Annotated in this window: 11 protein-coding genes; 4 read left to right on the forward strand and 7 right to left on the reverse strand. The window is 70.2% G+C overall.

All coding sequences use genetic code 11. The features are described from left to right. Positions 1-22: 22 nt before the first annotated feature. Positions 23-544, forward strand: a complete 522-nt coding sequence (locus tag D7X30_RS21475) for a DUF2780 domain-containing protein (protein WP_120564828.1) — start codon at positions 23-25, stop codon at positions 542-544. Between the two features lie 134 nt (positions 545-678). Continuing rightward, positions 679-2385 (forward strand): hypothetical protein, encoded by a 1707-nt coding sequence (locus tag D7X30_RS21480; RefSeq protein ID WP_147443268.1) that lies wholly within the window; start codon positions 679-681, stop codon positions 2383-2385. A 2-nt stretch (positions 2386-2387) separates the two neighbouring features. On the opposite strand, the gene D7X30_RS21485 is transcribed toward D7X30_RS21480, so the two are convergent. The 3 genes from D7X30_RS21485 to D7X30_RS21495 form a co-directional block, all read right to left on the reverse strand. Beyond that, positions 2388-3533, reverse strand: coding sequence for an acyl-CoA dehydrogenase family protein (locus D7X30_RS21485; protein WP_120564830.1), 1146 nt, complete (start codon positions 3531-3533; stop codon positions 2388-2390). A 50-nt stretch (positions 3534-3583) separates the two neighbouring features. Beyond that, positions 3584-6427: a carboxypeptidase regulatory-like domain-containing protein gene (locus D7X30_RS21490; RefSeq protein WP_120564831.1), complete on the reverse strand. Its 2844-nt coding sequence runs from the start codon at positions 6425-6427 to the stop codon at positions 3584-3586. Positions 6428-6551: 124 nt separating this feature from the next. Then, a complete protein-coding gene (locus tag D7X30_RS21495; RefSeq protein ID WP_120564832.1) occupies positions 6552-7400 on the reverse strand; it encodes a hypothetical protein in 849 nt (282 codons plus the stop codon). A 328-nt stretch (positions 7401-7728) separates the two neighbouring features. On the opposite strand from D7X30_RS21495, the gene D7X30_RS21500 reads away from it, so the two are divergent. Beyond that, on the forward strand, positions 7729-9864 hold the full coding sequence (locus D7X30_RS21500; protein ID WP_120564833.1) for an ATP-binding domain-containing protein: 2136 nt from the start codon (positions 7729-7731) through the stop codon (positions 9862-9864). On the opposite strand, the gene D7X30_RS21505 is transcribed toward D7X30_RS21500, so the two are convergent. Beyond that, on the reverse strand, positions 9855-10535 hold the full coding sequence (locus D7X30_RS21505; protein ID WP_120564834.1) for a hypothetical protein: 681 nt from the start codon (positions 10533-10535) through the stop codon (positions 9855-9857). The genes D7X30_RS21500 and D7X30_RS21505 overlap by 10 nt on opposite strands. 283 nt (positions 10536-10818) lie before the next feature. On the opposite strand from D7X30_RS21505, the gene D7X30_RS21510 reads away from it, so the two are divergent. Further along, positions 10819-12123, forward strand: coding sequence for a pectin acetylesterase-family hydrolase (locus tag D7X30_RS21510; protein ID WP_120564835.1), 1305 nt, complete (start codon positions 10819-10821; stop codon positions 12121-12123). 95 nt (positions 12124-12218) lie between these two features. Here the strand turns inward: D7X30_RS21510 and D7X30_RS21515 are convergent, their stop codons facing one another. From D7X30_RS21515 to D7X30_RS21525, 3 genes are all read right to left on the reverse strand, one after another. Next, a complete protein-coding gene (locus tag D7X30_RS21515; RefSeq protein WP_120564836.1) occupies positions 12219-13592 on the reverse strand; it encodes a DUF1552 domain-containing protein in 1374 nt (457 codons plus the stop codon). A gap of 12 nt (positions 13593-13604) precedes the next feature. After that, complete coding sequence (locus D7X30_RS21520) at positions 13605-15227, reverse strand: DUF1592 domain-containing protein (protein ID WP_233591697.1); 1623 nt, start codon at positions 15225-15227, stop codon at positions 13605-13607. Positions 15228-15422: 195 nt separating this feature from the next. Continuing rightward, positions 15423-15833: an SET domain-containing protein-lysine N-methyltransferase gene (locus tag D7X30_RS21525; RefSeq protein ID WP_120564838.1), complete on the reverse strand. Its 411-nt coding sequence runs from the start codon at positions 15831-15833 to the stop codon at positions 15423-15425. Positions 15834-15919 lie beyond the last annotated feature (86 nt).

Below are 15919 nucleotides of genomic sequence, written 5' to 3' on the forward strand. Positions count from 1 at the left end.
CTCACGTGAAGGAGCGCGGCGCATGGACCTCATTGGACAGCTCTCGCAGCAGCTTGGAGTGGATGGCACGCAGGCACAGGGGCTCGCGGGTTCGCTCCTGAAGCTGGTGCAGGGCACGGTGCAGGAGAAGGTCGGCCCGGACGCGGCCCGGCAGATGGACCAGGCCATCCCGGAGATGCAGGGCTGGCAGCAGCAGGCGCAATCCCCGGCGGGCGACGGCGGCGGCCTCATGGGCGCCCTGGGCGGAATGCTCGGTGGTGGCGGTGGTGGCGGTGGCGGCCTCATGGGCGCCCTGGGCGGCGCGGCGGCTCACGCGGGAGAGATCGCCGGCGTGGTGGCCATCCTCCAGCGCTTCAACCTGGACACGAGCAAGGCCACCCTGGTCGCCCCCCTGCTCCTCAACTTCCTCAAGTCCCGCCTGGACCCGGGCCTGGTGGGGAAGATCCTCGCCGTGATGCCCATGCTCGCGGGCGGCTCCGGTGGCGGCGGCCCCCAGGGCGGCGGTGGGCTGGGCGGAATGCTCGGCGGCATCCTGGGGAAATAGGACCGCCAGGGCCCCTGCAAGGCCCTGTCATTCCAGGGGGTTTCCGGAAAACGCCGGGCGGAAATGCAAAACAATTCCGCTCGCGGTGGCTTGAAGGGGAACGGCGGGCTCCCACCCGCCCTGGAGCCCCGGTCATGACCTTCCTGTCCCGCATGCAGCCCTCCCCCGCTCCCATCGCCCCCCGCCGGCTTCCGGAGGCCCCGTCGCAGGGCCCCGCGAACCGTCCGGCGCAGCGGCCCGCAGTCGGGCGTCCCGGAGACGGGTTCGAGGTTCGCGGTGGGCGCGCGGGTCCGGCCAGGGTGGGTGGAGACGCGGCTCCGGCCGGAGCTGGAGGCCATGCGGCTCCGGCCGGAGGTCCGGGAGGCATCGCCGCGGGCGGCGTCAGCGGTGGCACGCAGGCGGGTCCCGTGGCCGGCGGGCCCGGGAGTGATGGTCCTGGAGCCCTGGGACTCGAGGGCGGCGTCGCGGGACAGGTGCAGCCGGAAGGCCTGGCGGCGGGCGGCGTGGGTGGCACCGCGCAGCCGCAGGGCGCGATGGAGCAGTTGCTGCAGAGCGCTCGCGACAACGTGCCCGGCTTCACCTGGCTGGAGTCCAAGGTGGACGGGGCCCTCAAGGTGCTCGGAGCCGGCACCGACGTGACGGGCTCGCAGGTGGACATCGAGTCCATGAAGCCGGGCGACAAGTTCTCCACGTCCGGCGGCTTCGACGGCGGCTACAAGATGGGCCGCCTCCAGACGCGCGCGCAGATTGAAGTCAGCTGTGAAGAGGGCATGCGCACCAACCCGACCACGGGCGCGCGCGAGCCGGGGCCCAACTACCGGCTGAGCATCGACTCGGAGATCCTGGGCGGCGTGGGCTTCGAGAACAGCAAGCTCGACGCGAAGCTGCTCGCCGGCGGTGGCGGCAAGGTGGAGTTCAAGTTCGAGACGCCCGCCGAGGTGGCCCGGGCCAATCGCATCATGGACCGCATGAAGACAGGCATGCAGGCCAACATCGCGGGCGCGGCCGACATGCCTCCCAAGGAGGACATCGAGTGGCTGCGGAGCAAGATGGCCGCCGTGGAGCTGCGGGGCACGGGCGCCGCGCAGTTCGCCGCGGACATCCCCGTCCCGGGCGGGCCGCTGGTGAACAACCTCGACGTGGGGGGCAAGGCGCGCTCGGACCGCACGGTCCGCATCGAGTTCCCGGAGGGCAAGCCGCCCGAGGTCGTCATCAAGGACGCCGTCCAGGTGGAGGTGGGTGGCGGCCCGAACCGGAACCTGGAGGTGGACAAGTCCATCGTCGGACCGGACCGGATGAAGCTGCCCATCAAGGGCGGCGTGAAGGTGGGCACGTCGCTCAAGGGCAGCGGCAAGCTGGAGGTGGAGACGCGCATCCCGCTGCCCGCCGGGTCAAAGACAGACGAAGTCCTCAAGGATCCAAAGGCCGCGCTCGGCCCCGCGCTCAAGGACATGGCGGCGAACTCGCGCAGCAAGGTCACGCTGACGGTGGAGGGCGCTGGCCTGGTCCAGGGCAACGGCAAGGGCACGTCCTACGAGGTCAGCATCGAGGGCAACCCTGGCACGCTCGTGAAGAACGGCGCGTTCGGCAAGCTCCTGGAAGGCGACGTACCGGGGGCGTTCAACACGGCCGGTCAGGACGCGACCGTGGAGTACAAGGAGACGTCCTATACGCAGCGGGGCGTCTCCATGGCGCCCGGCTTCAAGGTCGGCCCCGTGAAGGTGGGCTGGGAGCTGGAAGTGGCGCGGCGCACGGTGGACGGCACTCCGACGGAGTGGAAGGGCAACGGCGCGGATGCGGCCCGCTGGCTGGAAGGCACCCAGGAGAAGCAGGCCGCCTGAGGCTACAGCGCCATCGTCCCGGCGATGATCTCCTTCATCACCTCGGACGTGCCGCCGCCAATGGTGAGCATGCGCACGTCGCGCCAGGCCCGCGCGACGTGTGACTCCTCCACGTAGCCCATGCCGCCGTAGAACTGCTGGCAGTCATAGGCCACGCGCTGGGCCAGGTCCGTGGTGAGGAGCTTGGCCATCGCGATCTCCTTCACCGGCTTCTGCTTGCGTTTGCGATTGAAGAGCTGCACCGCCTGATAGGTGAGCTGCCTCGCCGCCTCCACGCGGGTGGCGTGGTCCACGAAGGTGTGGCGCCACACCTGGAAGTCCAAGAGCCGCTTTCCAAACGCCTGACGCTCGCGGCCGTAGCGGATGGCTTCACGGAGCAGGTCGTCCATCACCGCCACCGTGTAGAGCGCCGTCACCAGGCGCTCCGCGTGGAAGCTGTTCATGATGTGGAAGAAGCCGTCGTTCTCCCGGCCCAGCACGTAGCGGGCGGGGATGCGGCAGTCCTCGAAGTAGAGGATGGCCATGTCCGACGAGCGGTGCCCCACCTTCTGGAGCTTCTTCGACACGGAGAAGCCCTTCACGTCCGTGGGCAGCGTCACCAGCGAGATGCCCGGCGCGCCCTCCCCGCCCGTGCGCACCGCCAGCACCAGGAAGTCCGCGCGGGCGCCGTTGGAGATCCACGTCTTCGCGCCCTGGATGACGTAGTCGTCGCCGTCCCTTCGCGCGGTGGTGCGCAGCCGGGCCAGGTCCGAGCCCGCGTCCGGTTCGCTCATCGCCAGCGCCGCGATGCGCTCGCCGGTGAGCGCGGGGGCCAGGAACTCGCGCTTCTGCTCGTCGGTGCCCAGCTCGTTGATGACCGGCGTGGCCATCTGTCCCTGCACCAGGAGCGACATCGCCACGCCCCCGTTGCGCGCTCGCGCCAGCTCCTCCGCGAAGGCGGCCACGTACCAATAGTCCAGCCCGCTGCCGCCATATGCCGGGGCGTGGCTGATGCCGAAGAAGCCCAGCTCGCCGCAGCGGCGGAACACGTCGCGAGGGAACTCGCCGGCCTGGTCCCACTCCAGCGCGTGCGGGGCCAGCTCCTTCTCGACGAACTGACGCACGGTGCGGCGGAACGCCTCGTGCTCCGGGGTGAAGCGCTCATCCATGGCGCGGGATGCTGTCAGGGCATGCCCCGCGCTTTCAAGCCGCGCCTCCTTCAGCGTGCGCGGATGAACGTGAAGGACAGCGCCTGGCCGCCTCGCTGGAGCGCGAGCAGCGCGGGGCTGCCCGGCGCGCCCAGCTCGCGCCGCCGAGCCTCGCCCGTGTCCAGCACCACCGCTCCGTCGATGGAGCGCAGCACGTCCCCCACCTGGAGGCCCGCCACGTCCGCGCCCTCCGCGATGCCGCTGATGACGACGTCCCGTCCCGTCATGCCGAAGCTCAGGCCCAGCCGCCCCGGCTCCACGCGCTGAAGCCCCAGGCGCCAGTCCCCCAGCGCCTGCGTCTTCCCCGCGGCGAGCGTCATCCGCCGGTCCACCAGCTCCCGCCCCCGGCTCCACGCGGTGAGCCGGTGCGCGCCCGGGGCCAGGTCCTTCAACTCGAAGCGCCCGTCCGCGCCCGTGGTGGGGGACGCGATGCCGTCCGCGTCCACATACGCGCCCGCGAGCGGTTCGTTCGTGCGCGCATCCACCAGCCGTCCGGACACGCCGCCGCCCGCGTCCACCACCACCTCCACGGCGGCCTCCGCGCCGGACGCGAGCGTCACGTCCACCTTGCCTGCGCGCCCGTCCGGCAGCGTGGCCGTGACGGTGACACGCGTGGGGAAGACGTCGTCCACCTGGAACGAGTCCCCGGAGAACTGACGCTCCACGCGGGAGAGGAAGTCGTCCTCGCCGCGCGCCGCGGTCACGGTCAGCGCGAAGCCCCGCACCTCGCGGCCTCCCGCCGAACGTACGGTGCCCCTCAGCCGGGCCGCGGGCTTCAGCTGGAGCGTGAACTCCTTCTGGGACGCGGACACGCTCGCGGCCTCGCCCTGCCGTCCGCCATTCGTGGACCAGACGCGCCACGCGTCCGAGCCCAGGCCGTCCAAGGCCAGCACCGCCTGCCCGGCTGCGTCCGTCATCTCCTCCGCCTGGATGTCCGTGTGGCCCGCCTCCGTGGCCATCACCGTCGCGTGGACGCTCGGCGCGCCGTTGGGCTCCAGCACCGTCACGCGGAGCGGCTTCTTGGGTTCGCCCACCACCAGGTCCACGTGGCGCCGGCCGCCCGCCTCCAGCTCCACCACCTGCTGCTGGTCCCCGTTCTGGAAGCGCAGCGCGGACAGCCACGCGCTCAACTGATAGCGCCCCGCGCCCACGCGCATCGACCACGTTCCATCCGGCTTCGCGGGCACATCGACGGACTCGGAGGCCGGAGCACCCACCCGGTGCGCGGTGACCGTCACCGCGCCGGACGGCCGCGCTCCGTCCTCCTTGCGCACGGTGCCCTCCAGCGCGCCTTCGCCCACGAGCGTCAGCCGCGCCGTCGCCGTCTTCCCCGCCTCCACGCGCACGGGCTGGCGCACCTGGTCCTCGCTGTCCGCGCGGCGCGCCGCGACGTACACGGTGCCCTCCGGCACGTCCTCCAGCGTGAAGCGCCCCTGCGCGTCCGTCACCGAGGGCAGCGCGTCCGGCAACGGCCGCCACCTGAGCTGGGCCACCACCGTCACACCAGGGAGCGGCGCCTCCGCGACATCCACCACCGTGCCCTCGATGCGCCCAGGCGTCGCGAGCTCCAGCACCAGCTCGAAGCGCTGCCCCGCGAGCACGCCCAGCCCCGGGCGCGTGAGCGGCTGGAAGCCCGGAGCGCGCACCTGCACGTCGTAGGCACCCGGCGCGAGTCCGCCCACCTCGAAGCGTCCATCCGCCTCCGAGCGCGCCTGGAGCAGGTCCGCGCGGTCGCCATGCGCGCGCACGCCCACCGTGGCTCCTGCGATGGCCTCGCCCGAGTCCTTGCGCCGCACCACTCCCGCGAGCGACGCCGCGCCGCCCAGGCGGATCCGCACGTCCCTCACCGTCATGCCCGGCCCCACGACGACCGCGCCTCCGGCCGCGCCCGTCTCCGCTCCGTGACGGGCCGTCACCTGGAACGACCCGGGCGGCACGTCCAGCGAGAAGCTCCCCGTGTCTCCGGCCTCCACCTCCACCGCGCCGTCCTCGCCCCAGGCGCTCACGCGCGCTCCCGGCGCGGGCGTTCCATCCGCCCGGGTGACGAAGCCCTCGATGAACGCGGAGCCATCCATCTCCACGCGCAGGTCCGTCCCCGGCACGTGCACGCGCGCGATGCGGTGGGGCGCGTGGCCCGGGGCTCGCGCCTCCAGTTGATATTCACCGCGCGCCAGCCCGTGGAACCCGAACGCGCCCCGTGCGTCGCTGAGCGCCTCATGCCGCGCCTCGTCTGGCACCGACGCGCCCGTCTGGAGGAACACGGGGAGCGCGTCCTCGAAGCCGGTATGCGGCGTGAGCGTCAGCCCCGTCATCGGCACGGGTGCGCCGCCCGCGCGCTCCACCGTCAGGCCTGTCAGCGACACACCGGGCTCCAGCAGGAGGCGAACCGTGGACAGCGCTTCTCCATGGGGACGCGTCACCTCCGCGCGCGCCAGGGCGAGCCCTTCCGCGTGCGCGGTGACGAGATAGGGCCCGGGACGCGCGGGCAACACCAGCGCTCCCGCCGCATCCGTCCGGCCCTGCCCCGCCACGCGCCATGACGGCAGCCGTGAGCCTGGGGACGCGGGCCCTCGCAGGTACAGCGTCACCTCCGCGCCCACGAACGGCCCCGAGGCCGTGACGGTCTCCACTCGCAGCGCGCCATCCGCGTCCCGCATGGGCTGTTCGACGGGCGCGGTCGCCCCACCCTCGGTCCGCACCGGGGCCCGCGTCGGGCCGGACGCGGGCCGCTCAGGAGACGCCGCCGCTTCAGCGCGCACCGACTCGGCGGGCGAGGCGGCGCGCATCCAGACGAAGACGCCGGCCAGCAGGAGCGCCAGCCCGGCCACCACGACGAACACCTTGCGAGACGACATGCACCCTCCGGGGGAGGTGGGGAGCCGAGCCCCAAGACACCTCACCCGGCCCCCAGGTTCCAAGGGGGTGCCACGCGTTTTCCACCGCCCGCCCCTGCTTCAGGGTGGGCGCCGCCACGCGGTGCTACAGGGGTAGGAACGCGATGCGGATGCCCACGGTGAACAGCGCGTGGAAGCCGTCATCCACGGGCGTGAGCCCCTGGTCGCGGGTGCCCACGCCGGTGATGTCCAGCGTCTGCGTCCCGGTGCGAACCGTGTACTGGCCCACGGACGCGGTGATGATGGGCCCCACCGACAGGGACCGCGCCACGCGCACGTCGCCGCCCAGCGTGAGGCGCGCGATGGTGGGCCCCCGGTCCGTCACGTGCGTGTCCACATGCGTGGGGAGGAACACCCCTGGCGCGACCTGCACCTGTGTGTCGCCCTCCACATGGCTCTTGAGGATCTCCAGGCCCACGCCCAGACCGATCCACGGATCAAAGCCTGAGCCCGGCCGGATGTGGTAGCGGACCTCCGGCCCCACGCGCCACTGGAAGGTGTCGCAGCTGAAGCCCTCCGGGCACGACAGGTCGTTCGTCTTGGTGAGCACCGGCTCCCAGCTGCCCCACACGCCCAGGTAGAACCGCGGCGTCACCCGGAAGCCCAGCTCCGCGATGAGGGGGAAGGAGATCTTCGCGGACTGGGTGATCTTCAGGTCCTCCAGACCGCCGCCCGGGGCCTGACCGTTCGTGTAGACGTAGCCCAGGCCGAAGCCCACGTTGCCGCTCACCGCGAACTGCGGCCCGACGCGCCCCTCCTGGTGGTGTCCCCCCGACTTCTGCATCTCCTCCGAGCTCATCGTGGTGGTCGCGGTCGTCGTGGACGTCTCCGACTCCGTTTGTGGCTCCGGCTCCTGCGCCCCCGCCGACGTGGCGATTCCCAGCGCGGCTGCGAGTGACAGCGTCCAGCGGAACGGCGCATTCATCGAGGTCATCCGGTACATCCTCCGTGTTCGGGATGGATGCGGACGGAAGCAAGCCGCGAGTGCCGTTAGAAGCCACCTGCCTCCAGCGCGCGCCGCCATTCGACAGACCCCCCCCCTCTGCGATCAGTCGCGGACATCCACCCCACCCCATGGGGAGGCAACCTGGCGGGGTGGATGGGAAGCGTGCGTGCGGGAGGACCCAGGAGAAGGGACGGGCGCCTTCACCGCGATCCTCAATCTAGCAAGTCGGCCCGAAAATCCAACGGGTTGACCCGGCGGTGGCCAGCGTTCACCTTGCCCGCTCCACGAACGCCCACGGGCGGAAAGGAAAGACATCATGGCCGGCCAGGAGCAGGAGCTGTCGCCCGAGGCGCTCGCGCTCATCGCCGAGGAAGAGGCCCTGCTGTCACGCGTCCAGCAGGCGCTGGCGGAGGCGCGCCGTCAGGCCTCGGAACGCACGCTGGACACACAGGGGCTGATGGCCCAGCTGGCGGTGCTGCGCGACGACGCCACCACGGCGCACGCCGCGGACCTGCCGCACGTCTTCACCCAGATGAACGAGGTGCGCTCCATGCTGGAGCGGCAGGAGGCCGTCCCGCTGCCAGACGCGCACGCCCCCTACTTCGCGCACCTGCGCCTGTCCGGGCCCACGGGCGCGCGCGACTACCTGCTCGGCCGCACCAGCTTCGCGAACCTCTCCGCCGGCGTGCGCGTCATCGACTGGAGATTCGCCCCCGTCGCCCGCGTCTTCTACAACTACGAGGAGGGCGACGCGTTCGAGGAGTACTTCGGAGACCGGCTCTCCGAAGGCGAGGTGGAGGCGCGCCGGCTGGTCATCATCGAGAAGGGCGTCCTCACCCGCATCAGCACCGGCCCCTACCTGCTCCAGCGCGATTCACAAGGCCGCTGGCACTCGCGCGGCCGTGACGCGGCCTCCGTGCTCGCGGGCGGCAGCGGCACCGCCGCGCGTCCGGGCTTCCTGGGCGTGGGCCGGGGCGCCACGCACGTGGAGGACGCCTTCGGCGTGACGGCGCTCCTGGACGCGGAGCAGTACGCCGCCGTCAGCACCGGCCCGGAGCAGCCGCTGCTGGTGCTGGGCAGCGCGGGCAGCGGCAAGACGACGGTGGCGCTGCACCGGCTGGCCAAGGTCATCTTCGACGACGCGAAGTCATACCCGCAGGCGCGCACCAAGGTCGTCGTCCCGGAGGAGGGCCTGGCCCGGCTCACGCGCCGGCTGCTCGCGCCGCTGGGCCTGGGCAAGGTGTCCGTGGAGACGCTGGAGGCCTGGTCGCTGGCCACCGCGAGAAGCGCCTTCAGCGTGCCGGGCATCAAGCTGTCCCCGGACACGCCCGCGCTCGTCTCGCGCTTCAAGCGCCACCCCGCCCTGCGCCGCGCGCTGGCCGGCCGCTTGCCCTTGTTCAAGGGCAAGGCCCTGCCCCCCACGCTGGACCGGCTGCGCATCAAGCTGGCGGACGCGTACATGGACCGCGCCTTCCTGGAGGCCGTGGTGGCGGACGCGAAGGGAGAGCTGCCGCGCACCGTGGTGGCGGAGGTGATGGAGCACACCAGGCAGCAGACCGCCACGCCGCTGTCGCGCCAGTACAAGGGCTTCGACGAGGACCGGCTCGTCACCGTGGACGGGCGCGCGATTGAAGCGGACACGCCGGACGCGCTCGCGGGCACCGTGGACGCGGACGACCTGCCCGTCCTCATGTTCCTCAAGGCGCAGCGGGGCCATCTGGGCGCGGAGCGGCTGGCGCACGTGGTGCTGGACGAGGCGGAGGACTTCTCCCTCTTCGAGCTCTTCGTCGTCAGCCAGCTGCTCGGCGACAGCCGCAGCTGCACGCTCGCCGGAGATGAGGTGCAACAGACGACGGCGGGCTTCGCCGGCTGGGACGCCGCGCTGGACGAGCTGGGCATCCGCGACGCCGCCACCTGCCGGCTCCAGGTGTCCTACCGCTGCCCGCGCCCGGTGGTGGAGCTGGCGCAGCACGTGCTGGGCACCCAGTCCCCGGCCACCGCCGCGAAGGCCGGCCGCGAGGGCGCGCCCGTGGGATTCCACCACTTCCCCGACGAGGCCCAGGCGTGGCTCTTCCTGGGAGACGCCCTGCGCGACCTGGTGCTGCGCGAGCCGCACGCGTCGGTGGGCGTCATCGCCAGCAGCCGCGAGGCCGCCCAGTCCTTCCACCGCGTCATCCGGGAGATGCCCTGGGCGCGGCTGGTGCTGGAGGGCGACTTCTCCTTCGAGCCCGGCGTGGACGTGACGGACGTGGACAACGTGAAGGGCCTGGAGTTCGACTACGTCGTCCTGCCGGACGTCACCGCGCGCGCCTACCCCGCGGACGACGAGGCCCGCCGCAGGCTGCACGTCGCCGTCACCCGCTCCTCCCACCAGCTGTGGGTGGCCTCCTCCGCCGTGCGCTCCCCGCTCATCCGCACCTTCCCCGGCGCGGACGCGTCGATTCAGGGCTGACGGCCACCACCGGCCCGCCACTCCTTCTGCCGCTGGGCGTGGGCCTCGCGGCGCGACAGCGCCTCCGACTCCTGGCGCGGAAGCTCCGCCAGGCGCGTGCGGTGCATGTTCACGCTCAGCTCCAGCAGGCCCCGGTGCTCCGAGGGCAGCTTGTCGCCGTAGTCCTGCAGCATCGTGGTGGCGAAGGCGATGGCGTCCTCGGACACCTGGCGGCGGTGCTCGTAGTACTGGTGCACCTCCTCCTCCGAGGCCTCGTTGGACAGCACCTTGCCGTAGAGCGCGTTCCACTTCGCCTTCACGCCCTCCCGGCGGCTCAGCTCCGCCGGGTCCTTCGTGGGCGCGTCCATTTCAAAGTACAGGTTGCCCGGCAGCTTCACGCGCAGCGCCTCCAGGTCCACCGGATAGGGGGCGTCCTCCGGGTCCGGTGCCGCCGCCTGCACCTGGGCCGTGGCCGCGCCCACCAGGTCCAGCCCGCCGTCCTTCGCGCGGGGCACCGCCGGAGTGGACGCGAACACGGGCGGCGGCGCGGGGGCCTGCGTCACCGGCGCGGGCGCCACCACCGGCGCGGCGTCCCGCGGAGCCGGCCCGCCAAAGACAAGCCACGCCCCCACCGCCAGGACCAGGACTCCCGCCGTGCCCAGGGGCAGCTTCCAACGCGCGTGCGTGCTCATGCCAAGGCCATACCCCGCGCCCCGCACCCGCCGCAACCCGTGCCATGCCCTTACGGCGACGCACTGCGCAATTGATACATTTAAAACATGTCACGACGCGTCAATTCTCAATTCCTGGCTGACGCGCGACGACAATCCCAATCGTTTCGGATGGAATGCTGCACCCAACATGGAATTCACTATTTTCACCGCAAGCGAAGTTTCCCCGCTTACGGCTGATAAACAAAAACGTATCATCCGCGGCCGTAACCCCACTCACTACTCCCCCTTTGGAGGAAGCCGCATGAGAAGTTTTCTCTGGATGAGCCTTCTGGCCCTCTCTGCCCCCGTGGGCGCAGCGCATGCTGAAGTGCTGGTGGAAGGCATCGTCGACGTGCTGGTGGACGGCGGCAATACCTACCCCTGGCAGAAGGTGACGCTGCCCGGCCTGAAGTGTGGCAACGGCTCGCAGTACAAGTTCTTCGTGCACAAGACGAACTCGCCCAACCTGCTGTTCATGATGGAGGGTGGTGGCGCGTGCTGGGACTACGATTCCTGTAGCGGCCGCCTGGGCATCCTGGGCGCGGCGAACCCCAACGGCATCGCCGACGACTACATGACGCAGTTCACGGCCAAGTACGTGTCCCCCATCGTCAACGGGGCGGACCCGGGCCTGCCCTTCCGCGACCGCAAGGACATCGTCACGAAGGGCTGGAACGTCGTCTACCTGCCGTACTGCACGGGCGACGTGCACATCGGCAACAACGCCAAGACGTACGTGGACGCCACCGGCGGCCAGGCGCCGCTGACCTGGTACCACAACGGCTACGCCAACACGCTGGCCGCGGCGAACTACGCCAAGCAGAACTTCCCCAGCGTGCAGAAGCTGCTGGTGACGGGCTACAGCGCGGGCGGCACGTCCACCTCCGCCGGCTACTACTTCATCCGCAAGGCCATCAACCCGGCCAAGGGGTACATGATCAACGACTCCGGCCCCATCTTCATGGCGCCGAACGCGAACTCCCTGTCGCGCCCGCTGCACGACAAGATCCGCTCGTCGTGGAACCTGGACTCGGTGTTCAGCCAGCTGCCGGCCAGCTTCAACATCAACGACATGGGCTCCATCAACAAGATGGTGGCCACGGAGTTCCCGAACGACCAGCTCGCGTACACGGGCTACACGCTGGACTACAACTACTCGCGCTATTCGTATGAGCGCTTCAAGACGCCCAACGACCAGGCGTCCATCCACGCGTACTGGAAGCAGGACCAGGATGCGTTCGTGAACGAGCTGAACAAGTACAACAACTTCAGCTATTTCATCCCGCACCACCGCGCCATCAACCAAAGCCACTGCAGCACCATCATCACCTTCGTGGGCGCGCACGCCTGCCAGCGGATGGAGAAGAAGTACTGGTACGAGTACATCGACAGCCCGTGGCAGTCCTGGGCCTGCCACAGCGAGATGGTCCCCATGGACGTCTTCCTGTCGCGCTTCATCAACAACAACCAGCGCATCCGCATCTACGAGCCGGCCAACAACTACAACAACGAGGACGCGGGCATGAGCATCCTCGCGCCCCTCATCAACGGCGCGCTCGGCGGGTAGTCCCCACCGTCGCTTCGCTGAAATGAAAACGGGAGCGGGCCCCAGGGGTCCGCTCCCGTTGTCTTTTCCGGGGCCTGTCAGGCCACCAGGAGGCTTCAGCTGAGGTCGAGCGTGCCCGCGTAATCGTCGTGGCCGAAGCGATCCACGTTCACGCCGAAGGCCTGGGCAATGGAGGTGAGCAGCTTGTTGTGCGGCACCGCGCCCTCCAGCTTCGCGCCCGGGCCCTTCCAGTCGCCCAGCGGGTCCTTCCCGGGGCGCAGGGACAGCATGCGGCCCATGCGGAACTTCCCGCCCGCGCCGCCCGCCAGCACCGTGGGGATGGACACGTTCATGTGGCCGGCGGCGTCGCCCAGCTCGTTCCCCCACAGGATGACGGTGTTGTCGAGCACCGTGCCGCTGCCCTCCGGGATGGACTTGAGCGTGTCCATCAGCCGCGCCAGCTGTTCGGAGTACCACCGCTGCACCGCCACCATGCGCAGGCGGATTTCGGTGCGCGCCGGCTCGGACTGGGTGTCCGTGCGGTGGGCGATGTCGTTGTGGATGTCCTCGTCGATGCCAATCCACGGCATGGACGGGCCGGGGATGGTCATGGTCACCACGCGCGTCAAATCACACGCGAACGCACGGGCGATGAGGTCCATGTGCAGTTCGGTGAGGGCGGGCATGTTGTTGATGTCACCCAGGTCGGTGTTGGCGGGCTTCACCGGCGCGGAGCAGTTGAGCGCGCCCGAGTTGGTGAGCCGCCGCTCGATGTCGCGCAGCGCCGCCAGGTGCGTGTCCAGCTTGGTGCCTTCCGCGGCCGCCAGCCGCGACTTCAGCCGGGTGGCGTCCTTGATGAGGTAGTCCAGGAGGCTCTTGCGCTTGGACAGCATGGCCTGCGCCTCCGCCTCGGAGCCGCCCATGCTGGCGAAGAGCCGCTTGTAGACGTTGGCGGGGTTCAGCTCGAACGGCACGCGCGAGCCGTTCTCCGTGAAGGAGATGCTGTTGTAGACGTGCTGGGCGCCGAACTGCTCGAAGGCGTGCAGCTGCAGGGAGCGGAACTGGGTGGAACCGCCCACCGCGTTGCCAATCACCTGGTCCAGGGACGCGTTGGCGGGCAGCTCGTCACCGCTGGACACCTCCACCTGGCTGCCGGTGAGGAAGGTGACGGGGCCGCCCTCGTGGCCGGTGCGGCCGTGCTCGTAGAGGACGCGGTAGTCCAGGCCGTCCAGCACCAGGAGCTTGTCCCGGTGGCGCTGGAGCGGCTGGAGGACGGAGTTCTCGAAGTCGATGTTGAAGCTGGTGTCATTGCCCTTGGGCACCCAGTACTCCGGCAGGAGGCCGTGGGGGGTGAACAGGGCGATGAAGCGCAGGGGCGCGGCGTCCGCCGCTTCGGCGACGGAGCTGGTGAGCAGGTGCGCGAAGGGCGCCGCCATGGCCGTGCCGGACAGGAGCTTCAGGATGCTGCGTCGGGAGAAGTCGCGGGGCATGGAAGTCAAAGCTCAACGGGTGGGCAGACGCCGCTGGGTGAAGGAAGACGAACGCACCAGGCTGACCAGCGCTTCGGTGATTTTCATGCCATCCGTGCGGTAGGGGCCCGTGCGCATGGCGGCGAGCAGCTCCGCGTCCGAGGCGTGCTCATCACGCCCCATGGCGTAGCGCACGAACTGCAACGGCACGCAGTTGGCCAATTCCTCGCTCGTCGTCAGGAAGCGCGCCAGCTGCGCGCCGCCGGTGAAGTTGCCCAGGTTGGTGGTGCCGTCCCTGGCGATGACCGCGCCGCTGGCGTCCACCTTCTTGCCGTTCTCCTCCGTGCGGTGCTGGCCCAGGCCGTCGAAGTCCTCCATGCCGAAGCCCATGGGGTCGATGGTCTTGTGGCAGCTGGCGCACGCGGCGTTGTCGGTGTGCGCCGCGAAGCGCTCGCGGGTGGTGGCGTTCTCCGACAGGGCCGGGGGAATGGTGGACACGTTGGCCGGCGGCGCGGGCACCGTGCGGCACAACAGGCGCGTGAGCACGAACTTGCCGCGCTTGATGGGCGAGGACGAGTCGAAGTGGGCGTACGTGGACATCACGCCCGCCTGCGTGAGGATGCCCAGGCGCTCCGGCGGCAGCGTCACGCGGCCCAGGCCCGTGTTGTCATCCACGTTGGTGCGCTCCAGCTCGCCGTAGAAGTTCGCCAGCGTCTCGTCCACGAACGAGTAGTTGGCGCCCAGGAGCTCCGCCACGGAGCCCGAGTGCTCCTTCACGATGAAGTCGATGAAGGCGTCGCGCTCGCGGACCATGGAGTCGCGGAAGTCCACGCTGTAGTCCGGGTACACCAGGTTGTTCTTGTTGACCTTGGCCAGGCCACCCAGCCCCAGCCACTCCACGAAGAACTGGCGCAGCTTCACCTGCGCGGCCTCCGTCTTGAGCAGGCGGCGCGCCTGGGCCTCGCGCTCGTCGGGCGAGGACAGCGTGCCGGCCTTGGCGGAGGCGAGCAGCGTGGCGTCCGGCGGTCCACCGGTCACCATGAAGGACAGCTCGGAGGCGAGCTCGTAGGCGGTCAGCTCCACCACCTGGCCCTTGCGGGCGGTCTCCGGCCCCAGCTCCGTGCGGTACAGGAAGGACGAGGAGGAGAAGAGCGCCTGGAGCACCAGCTCCGCGCCCGTCGCCATGGTGCCGCCCTTCTTGCCCTCGTTGAAGAGGGCCAAGAGGTCCGTCTCCTCCTCCGCCGTCACCGGCCGGCGGAAGGCGCGCTCACCCACGCGCTGGATGAAGGACCGCGCGCACTCGTCCTGCGTCTTGCCCTTGGGGCACGCGTAGAGGTCACTCAGTTGTGACTTGCCCTGCTCCGCCAGCGTCACCGCGGCGGTGTCGAGCTGATCCGCCAGGAGCGACGTCACCTGGAGCCGCTCGTGGGTGGAGAAGCCGAGGATGGTGTCCTCGGCCGCGAAGCCCTGGGCGATGTCCACCTCGGTGCCCAGCACCGCGGCGGCGGACTTGTTGTACTCGTCGCGCGTCAGCCGGCGCACCCGAGCGGGGGCCGCCGCGCTTTCAAGCTCCGCGTCCTGCCCACCGATGTTGCCGGTGCAGGCGGAGGCGGACAGCACGAGAGCGGAGGACAGGTAGAAACGACGCAATGGCATGATGTCTGGCATTCCTCGCATCCGCGCGGCCTGGAGCACCGGCGCACAGGCGGCTCGCATTGTACTGGTTGCTCCCCACGCGGACAGGGGTGAATTCATTTCCGAGCGTTTCCATGCTTCCCCAAGGAAGAAGCGGCACTCACGGAGCAGGAAGTGCGAACGCACCGGTCAGGTGCGCACACGGTGCGTAGCGACTCAGGGAGGAACTTCCTCACCTCGCGCCTTCCACCAGTTCTCCCCGTAGCTGATGAAGATCTGCTCACCAGGGTGGATGTCCCGCAGTGCGTGATAACGGAACACATCGCGGTCCTCCGCGCGGCTGTAGGACGCGTTGGGGTCGCTGGCGTGATTATAGATCATCCCGTAGCCCATCACGAGCGCGACCCAGTCGCCCTTGCGGGGCTCCTCGTGGCGGTGCCAGCGAATCTCGAAAACATAATCATCGAGCGGTTCACCCCTGCACTGCCGCTGCGGGACCTTGAGGTAGTGGCACTCCTCGATGAGCTCACCCGCGGCGATGAAGGTGTCGGTGAAGACGCCCATGCCCCACTCGCACGGCCGCACCTTCACGCCGGGGTGGAGGAACAGCGCCGGGCCCAGGTTCATGAGTGCTTCGCTCTCCCTTCCGGTGTCGTCCACGCGGCGCGAACCATCGCGCAAGACGGGCGGCCACGGGAAGCGGCGGCGAAAGG

The organism is Corallococcus sp. AB011P, assembly GCF_003611605.1.
GTDB classification, from domain to species: domain Bacteria; phylum Myxococcota; class Myxococcia; order Myxococcales; family Myxococcaceae; genus Corallococcus; species Corallococcus coralloides.